The sequence below is a fragment of the Anaerotruncus rubiinfantis genome, from assembly GCF_900078395.1.
Taxonomy (GTDB): Bacteria; Bacillota; Clostridia; order Oscillospirales; family Ruminococcaceae; genus Anaerotruncus; species Anaerotruncus rubiinfantis.
Genome location: NZ_FKLA01000008.1, coordinates 63,935 through 77,570, shown reverse-complemented (window position 1 = coordinate 77,570; position 13,636 = coordinate 63,935). Strand labels below are relative to the sequence as shown.

Genomic DNA, 13,636 nt, shown 5'->3' with positions numbered 1-13,636 from the left:
TCCTTTAAAGTTTTTCGATGATGCGCAGTTTTGCGCTTTTGCTGCGGCTGTTGGCCGCTATTTCCGCTTCGCCCGCTTCAATGGGTTTGCGGTTTACCAACGCGCCCTGCGGCTTTTTTCCGCAGACGCAGACAGGAAAATCGGGCGGGCAGGTGCAGCCCTTGCAGTACGCTGCAAAACGCTGCTTGACCATCCTGTCTTCCAGTGAATGGAAGGTGATGATCACCATGCGCCCGCCTGGGCGTAAGGTGGCGAACGCATTGTCGAGGAAAACCGACAGGCTGGAGAGTTCCCCGTTCACCTCTATGCGGATCGCCTGGAATACGCGCTTGGCGGGATGCCCCCCGCTTTCGCGCTGCGCTTTTGCCGGGATCGCCCTGCGGATAATTTCCACAAGCTCCCCGGTTGAGGAAATAGGATGAAATTCCCGTATTTTAAGGATGTTTTTTGAAATTAAGGGAGCGAACTTTTCCTCGCCGTATTCGCGGAATACCCGGCAGAGCTCCCGGAAATCGTAGCCGTTGACCACATCATAAGCCGAAAGGCCGGCCTTGCTCATACGCATGTCGAGCGGCGCGTCGTGCATATAGGAAAAGCCGCGGTCCGGTGTGTCGAGCTGGAAGGAGGAAACCCCCAGATCGAGCAGGATGCCATCCACCGCCTCAATTCCAAGGCGGGAAAGCACCTCGCACATCTCAGAAAAATCGCTTTGCACCATCTGCGCGCATGGATATGGCCGCAGACGTTCCGCCGCCACAGCGACCGCGTCCGGGTCCTTGTCAATGGCGATCAGGCGGCCGGTCGTGAGACGCTTTGCAATCTCACGGGAATGGCCCGCGCCGCCCGCCGTTCCGTCGACATAAACGCCGTCCGGTTTGATATCGAGCCCTTCAATGCACTCATTAAGCAGCACCGAAACATGCTGAAAATCTTTTTCTTCCATGGCTTAGAACCCCAATTCGTCCATTGCACAGGCAATGGAATCGGAGGTGAGCAGCAGGTTCTGCTGCTCCCAGCGGGCGGTGTCCCAGATTTCAGCGCGGTTGCTGACGCCGGCAATGGTCACATCACGGTCAAGCCCGGCATATTCGCGCAGATGCGCCGGCAGGAGCACCCTGCCCTGTTTGTCCGGTTCGACTTCGGCGGCGCCCGCAAAGAAAAAGCGGTTGAGCGGAGCGGATTTGCTGATCGGCAGCTCATGGAGCTTGTCCGCGAGCAACTTCCACTCCTGCATGGAGTAGACGAAAAGGCAGTTGTCAAGCCCGCGGGTGATCACGAAATGCTCGCCAAGTTCTTCGCGCAGTTTGGCCGGGAAGTTCACGCGGCCCTTTGCGTCGAGGCTGTGCGCGTATTGTCCTGTGAGCATTTTCTCACCCCTTTTTGAGGGAAGCTCCCCACCCGAGGAAAATCTTCCCCACTCTTAACCACTTTTCACCACTTTTACTTTATTATACTTGCATCCGGTGGAAAAAGCAAGAGCTTTTATTTTCCAATACAAAAAAGGTGCTGAAATTTCAGCACCTTTTTTGTCGAATTATACAATTAACAGATTGAGCGGGTTTCTCGCACCCGCAATGTTATACCTGGGGAAAAGAGGCTTTACAATGGAACTCCGGCAGATCTTGGCCCGGCTTAGCTGCAACCTGCAACTTTTGAAACAAACGCTCGATAAACCGCGACGAAAACTTTTGATGCGTGTCTGCGACGACTATGATCTCCTGCAAGCGCTCGCCGTAGAGGAGAGCTACAAAAACGGCGCACGGTCCGTTCTCCGCCTGTTGTGGGAAGAATCTATTGACAAAACCGCTCCATAATCTATACTGGAAACAGGAAAGATTTTGGCAGGCCCCGAAAAAATGACAGGGAGGATTACATCATGGAAGTCGTATTGCTGGAATCGCTCAAAATCCCCGAGGAGGAGCTTGCGCAGCTCGTAAAGCCGCTCACCGACCGCGGCTGCACCTTCACCGCCTACCAACGCAGCAGCGTTGAGGAACAGAAAAAACAGGCCCAAAACGCGGACATCGTGATGATCGCAAATATGCCGCTTACGGCCGAAGTGATCGAGTCGTGCAAAAACCTCAAGATGATCGACATCGCCTTCACCGGGATCGACCATGTTGACGTGCAGAAAGCCAAATCCCTGGGCGTCACCGTCTGCAACGCGGCCGGATATTCCACCTCCACTGTCGCGGAGCTCACCATCGGCATGATGATCTCCCTGCTGCGCAAGGTGCGCGAGAATGAAGCCCGCTGCCGTGGTGGGCTCGCCGCCTGCCCGGAGCTTGGAACCGAGCTCGGCAGTAAAACGGTCGGTATCGTCGGCACCGGTGCGATTGGCCTTTCGGTCGCAAAGCTCTGCCATGCCTTCGGCTGCCGTGTCATCGCCTATGCTCCGCGCAAAAAGGATGTCCCGGACTATGTAAAATACGTTCCCCTGCCCGACCTGATGGCACAGGCGGACGTGATCTCGCTGCACTGCCCAATGAATGCCGAAACCAAAGGGCTGATCGGCCAAAAGGAGCTGGCGGGCCTGAAAAAGGGCGCGATCCTCGTCAACGCGGCACGCGGCGGCGTGGTGGACACGCAGGCCGTCGCAGACGCGCTCACAAACGGAAAGCTTGCCGGCGCGGCAATCGACGTGTTTGAAACCGAGCCGCCGCTTGCAACCGACCATCCGCTGCTCTCCGCTCCGAACGTGCTGGCGACCCCGCACATCGCTTACGCGTCGCAGGAATCGATGAGCCGCCGCGCGAAGATCGTCTTTGACAACGTCCTCGCTTTCCTGGACGGCCATCCGGCCAACGTGAAATAGCCCCCGAAACGCACACAGGGCCTGCTGCAAATTGCATGGTGATGCAATTTGCAGCAGGCCCTGTTCTTTTTGTCTTGAAAAAAGAACCAAAAACCGTTTCTCAGGAAAAAGATTCCGCCCGCCGCGGCGGGCGGCTCAGGGCTCCGCCCTGAAAACCCGCAAACCTTTGAAAAGGTTTGATCGAAACGTTTGATTCGGACGGCGCGTATTTAGTCCTCGTCATCTTCTTCGGGGGCATCCCAGTTGTGATAGACGTTCTGGACATCGTCGTTGTCGTCGAACATGTCGAGAAGTTTCTCCATCTTCTGGACGAGCTCCTCGTCGGTGATCTGCACCTTGGTCATCGGCAGATATTCGACCTCGGCCGACTCATAGGTGTAGCCCAGGCCTTCCAGCGCGCCCGCTACCTTTGCAACATCGTTCGGTTCGGTCGTGATGGTGATCATCTCATCCTCATAATTGAAGTCGGCGGCGCCCGCTTCAAACGCGTCGTCCATCGCCTTTTCTTCTTCGATTTTGTTGTCCTCGTTCTGGATGTAGATCATACCCTTGCGATCGAACAGAAACGCGACGCTGCCATTCTGGCCGAGGTTGCCGCCGCATTTATCAAAATAATGCCGCAGGTCGCCCGCCGTGCGGTTGCGGTTGTCAGTCAGGGTTTCCACGATAACGGCCACACCCGAGGGACCGTATCCCTCGTATGTAATCTCCTCGTAGTTTTCCTTGCTGTCCCCGGCCTTCTTGAGTAGGCGCTCAATGTTGTCATTCGGGACATTGTTCGCCTTCGCCTTGGCGATCAGGGTGGCCAGCTTCGAGTTGTTCGCCGGATCGGCGCCACCCTCGCGCGCGGCAACGGTAATTTCGCGGCCGATCTTGGTGAAGATCTTGGCGCGCTGGCCGTCGGTCTTTTCTTTTTTCCGTTTGATGTTTGCCCATTTGGAATGTCCAGACATATCGCATAACCTCGCATTTTTATAATTTCGTGACTTCCCGCCGGATCATCGTCCCGATAGGAAGGGGACTGTCATAAGGGATCATATACCGCCGCATCGGATGGCGGGCGTTTTCCACCAAGCCCGCCTCCGGGTCGTAGATTGCGCCGATCCGAAACGCTGCCGGTTCGCCGCGCGGGATCATCGCTTCCACCGCGTCGCCGACGGAAAAACGATTGCGCTCTGTGACATAGAGCTTTCCGTCTTCCCAGCCGTCCACCACAGCGACCACATCCCATTCACGGATATAGCCCGCGTTCTCATAAAATTGGTCAGGCCGGCCGAAATAAAAACCGGTGGAATATTCCCGGTGGCTCACCTTGCGCACTTCCTCCAGAACCCATGCCGGAGGGTCGCCTTTTGGGTCGCGCTCATATGCGTCTATCGCGCCGCGATAAGCATTTGTTACGACCGCTACATAATAGGCGGATTTTGCGCGTCCTTCGATTTTCAACGAAGAAATTCCCGCCTGCGCAAGCTCCCGGATATGATCGACCATACAGAGATCCTTTGCATTCAGGATATAGCTTCCCCGCTCATCCTCGAACACGGGAAAATACAGCCCGGGCCGTTTTTCTTCCATGAGATGGTATCCCCACCGACAAGGCTGAGCGCATTCCCCGCGGTTTGCATCCCGCCCAACAAGGTAATTGCTGAGCAGGCACCGGCCCGAAACCGACATGCACATCGCCCCATGCACAAACGCTTCGATTTCGAGCTCCGGCGGGGTTTTATCACGGATTTCACGGATTTCGGGAAGGGAAAGTTCCCGTGCCAAAACTACCCGCGACGCGCCGAGCTCATAAAAAGCCCGCGCGGACAGGTAGCTCATGACCCCAGCCTGGGTGGAAATGTGCACCGGAATCTCCGGGACGACCCGCCTGCATTCGGCCAGCACGCCCAAATCCGCCACGATCAGCGCGTCCACATCCGCCTCCCGTGCCATGCACAGAAATCCGGGCAGCTGGATCGCTTCTTCATTTGTGGGCAAGGTGTTGCAGGTCAGGTAGACCCGCACGCCATTTTCATGCGCGAATTTCACCCCGTCCGCAAGTGCCTGCGGGCTGAAATTTGCAGGCGTCGCGCGCATCCCAAAGATGGTGCCGCCCAGGTAGACCGAGTCCGCGCCGTAGCGCACCGCGGCCTCCAGGCGTTCCCAGTCGCCCGCGGGCGCTAACAGCTCCAGTTTATTCACATTGGAAATTCCCTGCTCCAATCAGGTCGGAACCTCCTCTGTGGTGACGTCGGTGCCGTGCACCTCGCCATTCTGCGCGGCCGCCGCAACGTTCTGGTTGTGCTCGTCCAGGGTGGCCGCATAATAATATTCGCCCGCCTCGTCGGTGACAAAGTAGTAGTAGTTCGCGTAGTCCTCGTAATTCTTGAAGGTGCCGTCCAGCGTCTCCACCGGCAACTGCAGTGCCGCCTCAATCGCGGCCATGCCCGGGTTGCAAACCGGGCCGACCGGAAGCCCCTGGCGGACGTAGGTATTGTACGCGTCATACATCGCCTGATTCGGGTCGGTAAGATCCGGGTTGGCCTCCTTGTTGACCGCATCCGGCAGGAACGGCTTAATATAGTTGTTGACATAATCTCGGGTGACGTCCGACTGTAGCATCGGCAGCGGGCTGCCCTCTGCCAAGCGGTTGTGGAACACCATCGAAACACCGACCATGTCCTCGCCGAGCCCCGCTTCACGCTGGATGACCGAGGCCAGGGTGATCGTATCCGAAAGGGACATGCCGAGCTCGTCCATCCGCTCATAGAGCTTGTCGGTCATTTTGTTGTTAAAGTTTGCGAAGAACCGCTGGGTGACGGCCGACGGACTCATCTCCTCATAGAAGATGTAGGTGTCCGGGAAGAAATAACCCTCCCAGCGCCTAAAGAGGTTCTCGTCCTCCGGAACCTGCTCCAGGAATTTGTATTCCCAGGGGAAGTCGCTCTCTTCCAGGTATTCATAGAGATCCTCCGCCTTACAGACGTTGTTCTCCTCCAGGCGGTTCGCCATATCGCTGAGGGTCATGCCCTCCGGAAACATGACCGTGACTTCGACGCGTTTGATATTGCCGCTCCTGAAATCACGCATGATTTCATCGTAGCTCATATTGGTATTGAGCATATAGGTGCCGGGGATAAAGCTCTCCGCCTTGTTTTTCAAGCCCGCGTAGACCTGAAAGGTCAGCGGCTGGGTGATGACCCCTTTCTCTTTGAGCAGCGAAGCCACTTCAGACATCGAAAGGTTATCCGGCAGCTCCAATTCAACCGGGCTGTCAGGCTTGTTCAGACCGAACAGATCGCTCGCGCTCTGCAGCGCGAACATCGCGAGGAACACCGAAACAGCCAGCACCACAATCAGAACCAGCAACGCCTTGAACCAACGGCCCGCGCCGCCTGACCGGTCCCCATCGTCATCGCCGTTACGCCGTCCTCCCCGGCGGCCGCCGCCACCGCCATAGGACGGCTGAACAGACGGCTCCGAGGGCTCATAAAACTCACTGTCGTCAATCTTCACCTGAAAGTTGCGTTTTTTTTCGTCGCGGCCGGAAGGCGGCGGAGCCTGCTGCCCTTCCGAAGCGCGGGGACGCGGCTCTGCCGGCGCGCCGGCTGCGCACCCGCCTGATCCGCGCCATGCGCCTGGCGCGCTGCGGTATAGCGCCTGCTATCTTCATCATAGTTAAAGGCCTGCCGCCTCTGTTGCCGCGCGGGCTCTGCCGGCTGTGCCGGCGATTCCACGTCGTCCAGCTTGAAGCTTTTGATCAGGCTCTCGAACTCGTCATGATCGCTCATGTGTCCTCCTTGTTCTCCGCCGGACCTCCAGCGGTAAAAGAAACTGCGCGTGCTTTTTCCCAAAAGCATAATAAACCAATATATCATATATAATACCGCAAACGGGCCCAATAATCAAATCTTTTCCACGATTTTTTTCCCGTCCGCCGCTCTTTTTATAAAACGAAATTCCCCCGAAAATTTCTTCCCGGATTGGAACCCATTTATAACGCTTATCATAGTATGAAACAAATAATCAACAGCGAGGTGTCAACACTATGTGTAATAACAACGGCTGCGGATGCGGCATGGTCAACAATTGTGGATGCAACTGCGGATGCGGCGGCTTTGGCGGCTACGGCGCGAATTGGATCTGGATCATCCTCATTATCATCATCCTCTTCGGCTTCGGCGGCTGGTGCTGATTCATCCCTTACATCCACAGGCACATGCAAACGACGGTTTCGGGGTTATCCCCCGGAACCGTCGTTTTTTCTTCGTCTGTTTTTGCGCGGCTGGCAGGCGATCAGCCCCCGATCGGTCGCAATAAGCCCGACCGGCAGGTCGTAACGGCCATGCCAGAGCGCCTTTTTCACATTTTCCGCATAAACCACGCCGATTTTGGGGTGTGGATACTGCGATAAAAACCGGTCGTAATACCCTGCCCCATATCCGAGCCGATAACCGGACAGGTCATACGCAAGCGCCGGGACGATACAGACGCTCCCCGAAAAATCGGTGAGTCGTTCGCATTTCTCCCGTACCGGCTCCAGCACCCCGAAGGCCTGCGGAGAGAGCTGGCTGAGCGAATCGATCAGATAGAATTCCATCTCTCGGGTGCCTTCCACACAGCGCGGCACGGCCACCCGTTTGCCTTCAGCGAGCGCCCGCAGGATAAGCGCGATGGTGTCCACCTCGATGGGCAGCGACACATAGGTCAGCAGCGTATGGCATTCGGCGTACTCCCGCAGCCCGGTGACCCGCCCAAGGATCCGCCCATCAGCCAGCTTTTTCTGTTCGGACGGCATTTCGCGCCGCCACTGCTTGATCTCCCGGCGCAGCTTCTGCTTGAGCGGCCGGATATCTACCCTCTGCATTGCAGCGATCCTTTCAAAAACTCCGCGCGCTTCGGCGAAACGAGCAGCTCCACCAGCTTGAGCGAGAATTCCACGGCTGCGCCCGGACCTTTTCCAGTGACGAATTTTCCGTCCACACAGACCGGATCCTCCTGTATCCGCGCTCCGGCGAGCTGATCCTCAAAACCGGGATAGCAGGTCGCAAAACGTCCCGCGAGCAGCCCCTTGTGGCCGAGGATTGAAGGCGCGGCGCAGATTGCCGCGATCCATTTGCCGTTTTCGGCGCAGAAATCGATGAATGCCTGTACCGTTTCGCTGTGTTCAAGCGACAGCGTCCCCGGCATACCGCCCGGCAGCACGATCATGTCGAGCCCTTCGGGACTGGCTTCCTCCTCAGTGAGATCGCACATCACCGTGATCCCGTGTGCGCCGGTGATCTCTTTGCCGCCTACACCGACCGTTTTCACCGGCAGTTCCGCGCGGCGCAGCAGGTCAACCGGCGTGACCGCTTCGATTTCTTCAAAGCCCTGTCCAAAAAATACATAGATCATCTTGTAGTCCTCCTTCAGTCAAGCACCAGGCTGATATAAGGTTCCTTGCCCCGGCTTGCCAGCACCCGGTCGCGCGCGTCCAGATCGTACCAGCAAGCCGCGCCGGACGCGGCGCGTTCGAGCGGATACGGGCAGGCGATGTCCATCGGCAGGCGCAGCCGGTATTCATCCGCATTGTATTTTCGCTGCAGCACCGCCAGCGCCTGCTCCACCCGCATACCGTCAAGGGCAAGCTCTTTGACCGTCACAATCCCGCCGTCATTTTTGCAGACAGCGACCGCCTGCGCGTCCCCGATCGTGATGGTGAGCGTTTCGCCGCCGTTAAAGGCGGTTTCAATCATCCGGTAGGCGAGCGCGTCCCCGTCCCAGCGTACAAACATCGTGCGTCCCGCGAACGCTCGTTCCCGGATCTGCATAAACTCCTGCTGGGTGGTTTCCGTGATCACAAAGCTGCTGGAAAACGGTTCCACCTGATCCCGCGGGACGATCGCCCTGCCGGAATAGAACGCGGTGTCATATCCGCGCTTCCCATAAAAATTGTAAAGCTCCGCCGTCGCCGGCACAAGCACCGATAGCTTGACGCCAGCCGCCTTCATCTGCTTGTGCGCCGCTTCAAGCATGGCGGTGCTGATCCCGCGCCCGCGATAGCTTTCCCGGGTCGCCACGGCGTAGATATACCGCGCGGGCATAATCCCCGCCGCGGTCACGACCGTCATCGGCAGAAGAGAAAGCATTGCCACCGGGGCCACTCCGTCGATAAATACCATCGTTTGGCGGCAGATATCATGGTTCTCCAAAAACAGGTCCACATAGGCATTGCTGTCCCCAAAGCATTCTTTCCAGAGCTCCCGGATCGCCCCGCGCATCGATTCCTCTGCAAACTGAATCATAAAACCTTCACCCCCAACAGGCTGTTTCCCGTAATCACTTCAAGGTCACTTGATATTTCTCCAGCAGGATCGCGGGCTTATACGAGAGCTTCGCCTTACGCAAGCCTTCGTCCCCCACGTCGTCCTCCCGGTTGATATACTTGTAATTGGCGCAGTTGTGGGCCGCAAACTGCTGATTGATCATCGGATAAGCGCCCGCAACGTCTGAAAACGCCTTCTCCACATGCACATCAAAGACCTCGTGGTTGATTGGAGCGCCCATCGAATAGGCAACGACCTTTCCGCCGACCCGCAGAAGCCCTCCCAGAAGCCCAAGTTCATAAAAATGGTCAAAGCAGCTGCGCACCGCACAGGATTCCTCCTTGAGGCTCGGGTCCTTGTTGCAGCCCATCTGCCTGCACCACTGGTTGTTCATCTGCCAGCATTCGGCAAGGTTTTCACTGGTGATCGGCTCGTAGCTCCAATCCCCTTCATGCTCCGCCTTGAACCGGTTGATAAAATTGCGCTTTGCGTGCAGCTTTTTGCCTGACAGGGTGATGAGCTTTTCACTTTCGTAAAGGTAGTCGAAGGAGTCGCGCGTTTCGGTGATCTGAAACCGGCCCGGGAAAAGCGTTTCCAGCACCGCGACCGATTCCTTTTCCACGCCGCGCATGACAAACGGCACCCCCAGCGCCTCCGCGTCGGCCATCAGCGCCTCTACTACGGGTTTTACGTCCCCGGACCCGGCCGGATAGAAATAGCCGGTCTGAGCCTTCTCCTTGCCCGCACGCAGAAGGTAGTAGTCCTGCATCCGCGCGACCTCGATATGGTAGATCGCACGGTAGTTGAAATTGTTGCTGAATGTGTATTCGCTTCCACGAAAGCCGCTCATCCGCACGAGCGGGTCAATCCAGGCTTTGTCAGTCAATGTAATTGGTTGGAATTGCAGCATGTACAGCCTCACTTAAAGTATATTTTTGACCAGGCCGTAAATTTCCTCCGAAATGTCTTCGATTGGAAACGCCTGTTTTTTATCAGAGCAGTGGATCAGGAACCACCCAAAATGTTCCACCGCGTAAAGCGCGCATTCTCTGCACCGGGCCATATAGGCGAAGTCCGACTCATGGATGTCCCGGCGGCTTTCGTCCCCCCCATAGCGCGCCGTGATCAGCGCGCGGGAGACATCCGGGTGCATGTCCAGATAAAGGACGGCGTCCGGCCGTGGAAGGCCCAGCTTTTGATATTCAAAATTTTCCATCCAGCCTGCAAAACTGTCCCACGCGCCTTTCGGGAGCTTGCTCATCTGATGGATGAGATTCGAGGTCGCGTAGCGGTCTGCAAGGATAGTATAACCCGATTGATAGTCCTTTTTCCAAAATTTATTGTAACTCGCATACCGGTCAACCGCATAGAAACTGCTGGCTGCATAGGGGCTCACATCGCCGGCCTGTCCGAATTCCCCCGCGAGGTACTGCTTGACAAGCGCCGAGGAAGGCTCCGCATAATCCGGGAAGCTGACCATCCGGACCCGTTCGCCTTCATCCCGCAGGCGCTTTGCAAGCCGTTCGGTCTGCGTGTGCTTGCCGGAACCGTCCAGCCCGTCGATCACAATCAGTTTGCCGTTCATTTCCGGGCCTCCTGTTTGAGCGACGCGATGTGTTCGCGCACCTCCTGCGGTTTGCCGCAGCTCATCTTGCCCTCCTGGCAGACGCCGCGGCAGCAGGATGGGCCCGCCGCCGAGAACAAAGTCGGCGCAACAGCCGATACGAGCGCGAGCATCTGGTCCGCGACCGCGCGGATTTCCCATTGCGCGCGGCGGCAGCAGCGCAGCGCAAAGAAATTTTGCAGGCTGCGCGCGTTCATGGTGACGATCATCTTGGTATCGCAGGCATTCGGCAAGACGAACCGCGCATCTTCAATCGCAAGCTTCTCCGCCTTGCGGGAAGCACTTTTCTCATCAAGCCCTTCGCCCATCAGCCGGGCGGTGTGTTTTTCCTTCAGGATCGCGGCGATCCGGTCGTAGCTTTCCTGCGCGTCCCGCATCGCCTCTTTAAAGGCTTCGAGCGCCTGCGGGTCGTTTTCCACCTCGGGCGGCGTGACATAATCGAAATGCGCCTCGCGCACATACCGCTGGCTCTGCACGCTGTAGGAGGCAAGCCGGTGCCGGGTGATCTGCGCCAGAAACGCGCGGGAAACTCCTTCGATCCCAAAGGTGAAGCTGGCGTGCTCAATGGGGCTCTCGTGGCCGATGGTTCCGAGCATCTCAACAAAATCCGCGGCCTTTTCATCTGTGAGGTTGTCCATCAAATCGTCGAGCGCCGCCGGCGAATAGCAAAGCTTCGCGGCAGCTGCAATGGTTTTTTCCGGGTTTGGGGTATGGCTGAGCAGCGTTACCTTTGGCATCTTTTGATCCTCCTGTGGTTTTATACACACGGGGGCAGGCCTCTGCCTGCTCCCTCATGTGTATTCCTTGACCTTCTGATTATGTTTATATGCAGTCGTTCTCACTGAGTTTCGGCGGGAAAAACTGATTGACCGGGAATTTGATCTTTTTGAAGACCTCACAGGGGTCATCTGTGGTCGTGGTGCTTTCCTTGTCCGGAACAGCGTAATCGTACGCGGGAATCATCATCTGTACGCAGCGTTCGAGCTGTACGATGGTGAAGAGCCCAATGGTGATCAGAACGACCTTCTGTGGCCGGCAGGTGGCGAAGTCGCCGTCGAATTTGCTGCAGACCGAAGCTGGAAGCGTCACGCCGCAGTCAAACATGTGATTCGGACCGCATTCCACCAGCTTGCTGTCGAGGCACATGGGGTCAACGACATGTGTCAGTGACCACAAACGGGCGGGTTTGCCCCGTAGAAAGCGGCGCTTTTTACGGGGCGCGGCCCACGGCCGCGCGCGGCTTCGCCGCGGGCAAACCCGCGGGTGCGAGTGTTCGGAACCGGATGACGACCCGTCCGTCCGGCCGCGCCTCAATCGTTTCAACCAGCTCGCGCAGTTCGGCGTTCGTCCAATGTAAAAGCCGAAGCTCCTCCAGAACATGGCCGGATGTGATCGGTTGGCTTTGCTGCTGGTCTGACAGCTCCGCTTCCCGCGCACCGAGCGCGGCGAGCTTCTCCTTGAGTTCCTCCAATGTGAGCAGTTCGTTCGCGTATAGCGTCCGGTACCGCTGCTTTTGACGCGCAATGCGCTCCAGCCGTTTTTGACGCGCTTTCTCTGCGTCCGGCGGCGCGTTCCCGCGGCACGCCGCGGCGACCCGCGCCGCAAATGCGCCCCGATCCGCAATCCGGCTGGCCAGGTACTGGTCCAAAGCTCCAGTCAGATCGGCTTCGTCGATTGTAAGGTTATTTTTACAGAATTTCGCACCGTACTGGTTCTTTCCGGAGCAGCGCCATTTGACATAGGTATTCTGATAGGTGTACTGGACCCGTGTAAAGGCATATCCACACACGCCGCACCGGATCAGCGTACTGAACAGCCGCCGCGCGCTGTGCCGCGCCGCAAGCTTCCCTTCGCAGTCTTCCGGTTTGCGCCGGGCTGCGATCTCCCGCTGTGCTCTGTCATAAAGCTCCCGCGGGACAATTGCCAACTCCGGCCGGTCATGAAAGAAATGTTCTTCCGGGGGGAGTTTTACCTGCATTCCAGTCAGGAAATCGACCGTTTCGGATTTATTATTCTCCAGAATGCCGATATAAAGCGGATTTTCCAGCATCCGGCGGATGGTCTTTGGCGTCCAGCCGTATCCACGCTTACTGGGGACGCCGGATTCGTTCAGATGCTGTGCAATCTTGCGTACGCCCCAGCCGTCCTGCGCATACAGCGTGAAGATTTCCCGCACAATCTGTGCTTCCGGTTCATTGACGCGCAATGTAAAAGTGTCCTTCTGGTCGTATCCATAGATCACATTTGGCACCCGGCCTTTTTTAGCGTTGACCCGTTTTCCGAACTTCACGCGCTTTGACAGATTTGCGCTTTCCTCCTGCGCGAGCGCGCTGAAAATAGTCAGGATGAATTCAGAATTGCCAAGCACCGTCTGATTGTTCGAGAGAAACTGCACCTCGATGCGCAGCGCTTTAAGCTGGCGTACAGCATTCAGGAAGTCCACCGTATTACGGGAAAAGCGGCTGATGTCCTTCACCACCACCATATCAAACAAATGCTGTCCGGCATCGGACAGCATCCGCAAAAAAGCCTCCCGGTTATGTATCTGTTTTCCCGAGATGCCCTCATCCGCATAGATTTCCACCAAATCGTAATGATGTCTGCGGGCGAATTCCTCAAAAAAGGATTTCTGGTTTTCCAGCGATTCCAGCTGTTCTCCCAATTCGGTGCTCACCCGGCAATAGGCCGCCAATCTCAACAGCAAAACCTCCGGATACACACATCATGTATGTGTTTCTATTTTATCATGTGGGTTCGGTATAGTCAATCGATCTATCCGGCTCTGATTGCTTTGCCCGGATGCGCCGCTCCAGGATTTCCTCCAGTTTTTTTTCAAGTATTTCCGGCGTGTTCGGGTCGTAAAAAGCATATGCCGGCCGCTTGCGTTCCGGTTTGTCCATCGGC

At 56.9% G+C, this 13,636-nt stretch carries 18 protein-coding genes; 3 read left to right on the top strand and 15 right to left on the bottom strand.

Going from position 1 to position 13,636, the window contains the following annotated elements; genetic code table 11:
* Positions 1-4: 4 nt before the first annotated feature.
* Together rsmH and mraZ are read right to left on the bottom strand one after the other, a co-directional pair.
* Entirely contained in the window at positions 5-943 is a 939-nt protein-coding gene (gene rsmH / locus BN4275_RS02630) for a 16S rRNA (cytosine(1402)-N(4))-methyltransferase RsmH (RefSeq protein WP_066453476.1), read from the bottom strand.
* A 3-nt stretch (positions 944-946) separates the two neighbouring features.
* The gene (mraZ, locus tag BN4275_RS02625; RefSeq protein WP_066453473.1) at positions 947-1,366 is read right to left on the bottom strand and encodes a division/cell wall cluster transcriptional repressor MraZ; all 420 of its coding nucleotides are present in this window, start codon (positions 1,364-1,366) and stop codon (positions 947-949) included.
* 238 nt (positions 1,367-1,604) lie between these two features.
* Between mraZ and BN4275_RS02620 the strand changes: the two genes are divergently transcribed.
* Entirely contained in the window at positions 1,605-1,814 is a 210-nt protein-coding gene (locus tag BN4275_RS02620) for a hypothetical protein (protein ID WP_066453469.1), read from the top strand.
* A gap of 62 nt (positions 1,815-1,876) precedes the next feature.
* Positions 1,877-2,815 (top strand): NAD(P)-dependent oxidoreductase, encoded by a 939-nt coding sequence (locus BN4275_RS02615; RefSeq protein WP_066453467.1) that lies wholly within the window; start codon positions 1,877-1,879, stop codon positions 2,813-2,815.
* Between the two features lie 209 nt (positions 2,816-3,024).
* Here the strand turns inward: BN4275_RS02615 and BN4275_RS02610 are convergent, their stop codons facing one another.
* The 4 genes from BN4275_RS02610 to BN4275_RS02595 are packed head-to-tail and all read right to left on the bottom strand — an operon-like array spanning position 3,025 to position 6,591.
* On the bottom strand, positions 3,025-3,768 hold the full coding sequence (locus BN4275_RS02610; protein ID WP_066453464.1) for a YebC/PmpR family DNA-binding transcriptional regulator: 744 nt from the start codon (positions 3,766-3,768) through the stop codon (positions 3,025-3,027).
* A gap of 19 nt (positions 3,769-3,787) precedes the next feature.
* A complete protein-coding gene (locus tag BN4275_RS02605) occupies positions 3,788-5,023 on the bottom strand; it encodes a peptidase U32 family protein (protein ID WP_242863544.1) in 1,236 nt (411 codons plus the stop codon).
* Positions 5,024-6,316 carry an endolytic transglycosylase MltG gene (gene mltG / locus BN4275_RS02600; protein WP_066453461.1) on the bottom strand — a complete coding sequence of 431 codons (1,293 nt, stop codon included), beginning with the start codon at positions 6,314-6,316 and terminating at the stop codon, positions 5,024-5,026.
* Complete coding sequence (locus BN4275_RS02595) at positions 6,313-6,591, bottom strand: hypothetical protein (protein ID WP_066453459.1); 279 nt, start codon at positions 6,589-6,591, stop codon at positions 6,313-6,315. The genes mltG and BN4275_RS02595 overlap by 4 nt, the downstream gene beginning before the upstream one ends.
* 257 nt (positions 6,592-6,848) lie before the next feature.
* On the opposite strand from BN4275_RS02595, the gene BN4275_RS17505 reads away from it, so the two are divergent.
* Positions 6,849-6,995: a hypothetical protein gene (locus tag BN4275_RS17505; protein ID WP_187116786.1), complete on the top strand. Its 147-nt coding sequence runs from the start codon at positions 6,849-6,851 to the stop codon at positions 6,993-6,995.
* A 45-nt stretch (positions 6,996-7,040) separates the two neighbouring features.
* Here the strand turns inward: BN4275_RS17505 and BN4275_RS02590 are convergent, their stop codons facing one another.
* From BN4275_RS02590 to BN4275_RS17150, 9 genes are all read right to left on the bottom strand, one after another.
* Positions 7,041-7,667: a 5-formyltetrahydrofolate cyclo-ligase gene (locus tag BN4275_RS02590; protein ID WP_066453456.1), complete on the bottom strand. Its 627-nt coding sequence runs from the start codon at positions 7,665-7,667 to the stop codon at positions 7,041-7,043.
* Complete coding sequence (locus tag BN4275_RS02585) at positions 7,655-8,197, bottom strand: DJ-1 family glyoxalase III (protein ID WP_066453454.1); 543 nt, start codon at positions 8,195-8,197, stop codon at positions 7,655-7,657. The genes BN4275_RS02590 and BN4275_RS02585 overlap by 13 nt, the downstream gene beginning before the upstream one ends.
* 14 nt (positions 8,198-8,211) lie before the next feature.
* Positions 8,212-9,087 carry a GNAT family N-acetyltransferase gene (locus tag BN4275_RS02580; protein WP_066453452.1) on the bottom strand — a complete coding sequence of 292 codons (876 nt, stop codon included), beginning with the start codon at positions 9,085-9,087 and terminating at the stop codon, positions 8,212-8,214.
* Positions 9,088-9,121: 34 nt separating this feature from the next.
* Positions 9,122-10,018: a DUF2156 domain-containing protein gene (locus BN4275_RS02575; RefSeq protein ID WP_066453449.1), complete on the bottom strand. Its 897-nt coding sequence runs from the start codon at positions 10,016-10,018 to the stop codon at positions 9,122-9,124.
* 12 nt (positions 10,019-10,030) lie between these two features.
* Positions 10,031-10,693: a dTMP kinase gene (locus BN4275_RS02570; protein WP_066453446.1), complete on the bottom strand. Its 663-nt coding sequence runs from the start codon at positions 10,691-10,693 to the stop codon at positions 10,031-10,033.
* Positions 10,690-11,469, bottom strand: a complete 780-nt coding sequence (gene thyX, locus BN4275_RS02565; RefSeq protein ID WP_066453444.1) for an FAD-dependent thymidylate synthase — start codon at positions 11,467-11,469, stop codon at positions 10,690-10,692. The genes BN4275_RS02570 and thyX overlap by 4 nt, the downstream gene beginning before the upstream one ends.
* Before the next feature lie 85 nt (positions 11,470-11,554).
* Positions 11,555-11,908 (bottom strand): hypothetical protein, encoded by a 354-nt coding sequence (locus tag BN4275_RS02560; RefSeq protein ID WP_195376872.1) that lies wholly within the window; start codon positions 11,906-11,908, stop codon positions 11,555-11,557.
* Positions 11,909-11,942: 34 nt separating this feature from the next.
* Entirely contained in the window at positions 11,943-13,430 is a 1,488-nt protein-coding gene (locus BN4275_RS02555) for a recombinase family protein (protein WP_066453442.1), read from the bottom strand.
* Positions 13,431-13,476: 46 nt separating this feature from the next.
* Entirely contained in the window at positions 13,477-13,632 is a 156-nt protein-coding gene (locus BN4275_RS17150) for a hypothetical protein (RefSeq protein WP_154018797.1), read from the bottom strand.
* Between the last annotated feature and the right edge of the window lie 4 nt (positions 13,633-13,636).

Bases quoted from the DNA above. Each gene is read 5' to 3' on its own strand.
- rsmH (WP_066453476.1), bottom strand. From the start codon at position 943: ATGGAAGAAAAAGATTTTCAGCATGTTTCGGTGCTGCTTAATGAGTGC.
- mraZ (WP_066453473.1), bottom strand. From the start codon at position 1,366: ATGCTCACAGGACAATACGCGCACAGCCTCGACGCAAAGGGCCGCGTG.
- BN4275_RS02620 (WP_066453469.1), top strand. From the start codon at position 1,605: ATGGAACTCCGGCAGATCTTGGCCCGGCTTAGCTGCAACCTGCAACTT.
- BN4275_RS02615 (WP_066453467.1), top strand. From the start codon at position 1,877: ATGGAAGTCGTATTGCTGGAATCGCTCAAAATCCCCGAGGAGGAGCTT.
- BN4275_RS02610 (WP_066453464.1), bottom strand. From the start codon at position 3,768: ATGTCTGGACATTCCAAATGGGCAAACATCAAACGGAAAAAAGAAAAG.
- BN4275_RS02595 (WP_066453459.1), bottom strand. From the start codon at position 6,591: ATGAGCGATCATGACGAGTTCGAGAGCCTGATCAAAAGCTTCAAGCTG.
- BN4275_RS17505 (WP_187116786.1), top strand. From the start codon at position 6,849: ATGTGTAATAACAACGGCTGCGGATGCGGCATGGTCAACAATTGTGGA.
- BN4275_RS02590 (WP_066453456.1), bottom strand. From the start codon at position 7,667: ATGCAGAGGGTAGATATCCGGCCGCTCAAGCAGAAGCTGCGCCGGGAG.
- BN4275_RS02585 (WP_066453454.1), bottom strand. From the start codon at position 8,197: ATGATCTATGTATTTTTTGGACAGGGCTTTGAAGAAATCGAAGCGGTC.
- BN4275_RS02580 (WP_066453452.1), bottom strand. From the start codon at position 9,087: ATGATTCAGTTTGCAGAGGAATCGATGCGCGGGGCGATCCGGGAGCTC.
- BN4275_RS02575 (WP_066453449.1), bottom strand. From the start codon at position 10,018: ATGCTGCAATTCCAACCAATTACATTGACTGACAAAGCCTGGATTGAC.
- BN4275_RS02570 (WP_066453446.1), bottom strand. From the start codon at position 10,693: ATGAACGGCAAACTGATTGTGATCGACGGGCTGGACGGTTCCGGCAAG.
- thyX (WP_066453444.1), bottom strand. From the start codon at position 11,469: ATGCCAAAGGTAACGCTGCTCAGCCATACCCCAAACCCGGAAAAAACC.
- BN4275_RS17150 (WP_154018797.1), bottom strand. From the start codon at position 13,632: ATGGACAAACCGGAACGCAAGCGGCCGGCATATGCTTTTTACGACCCG.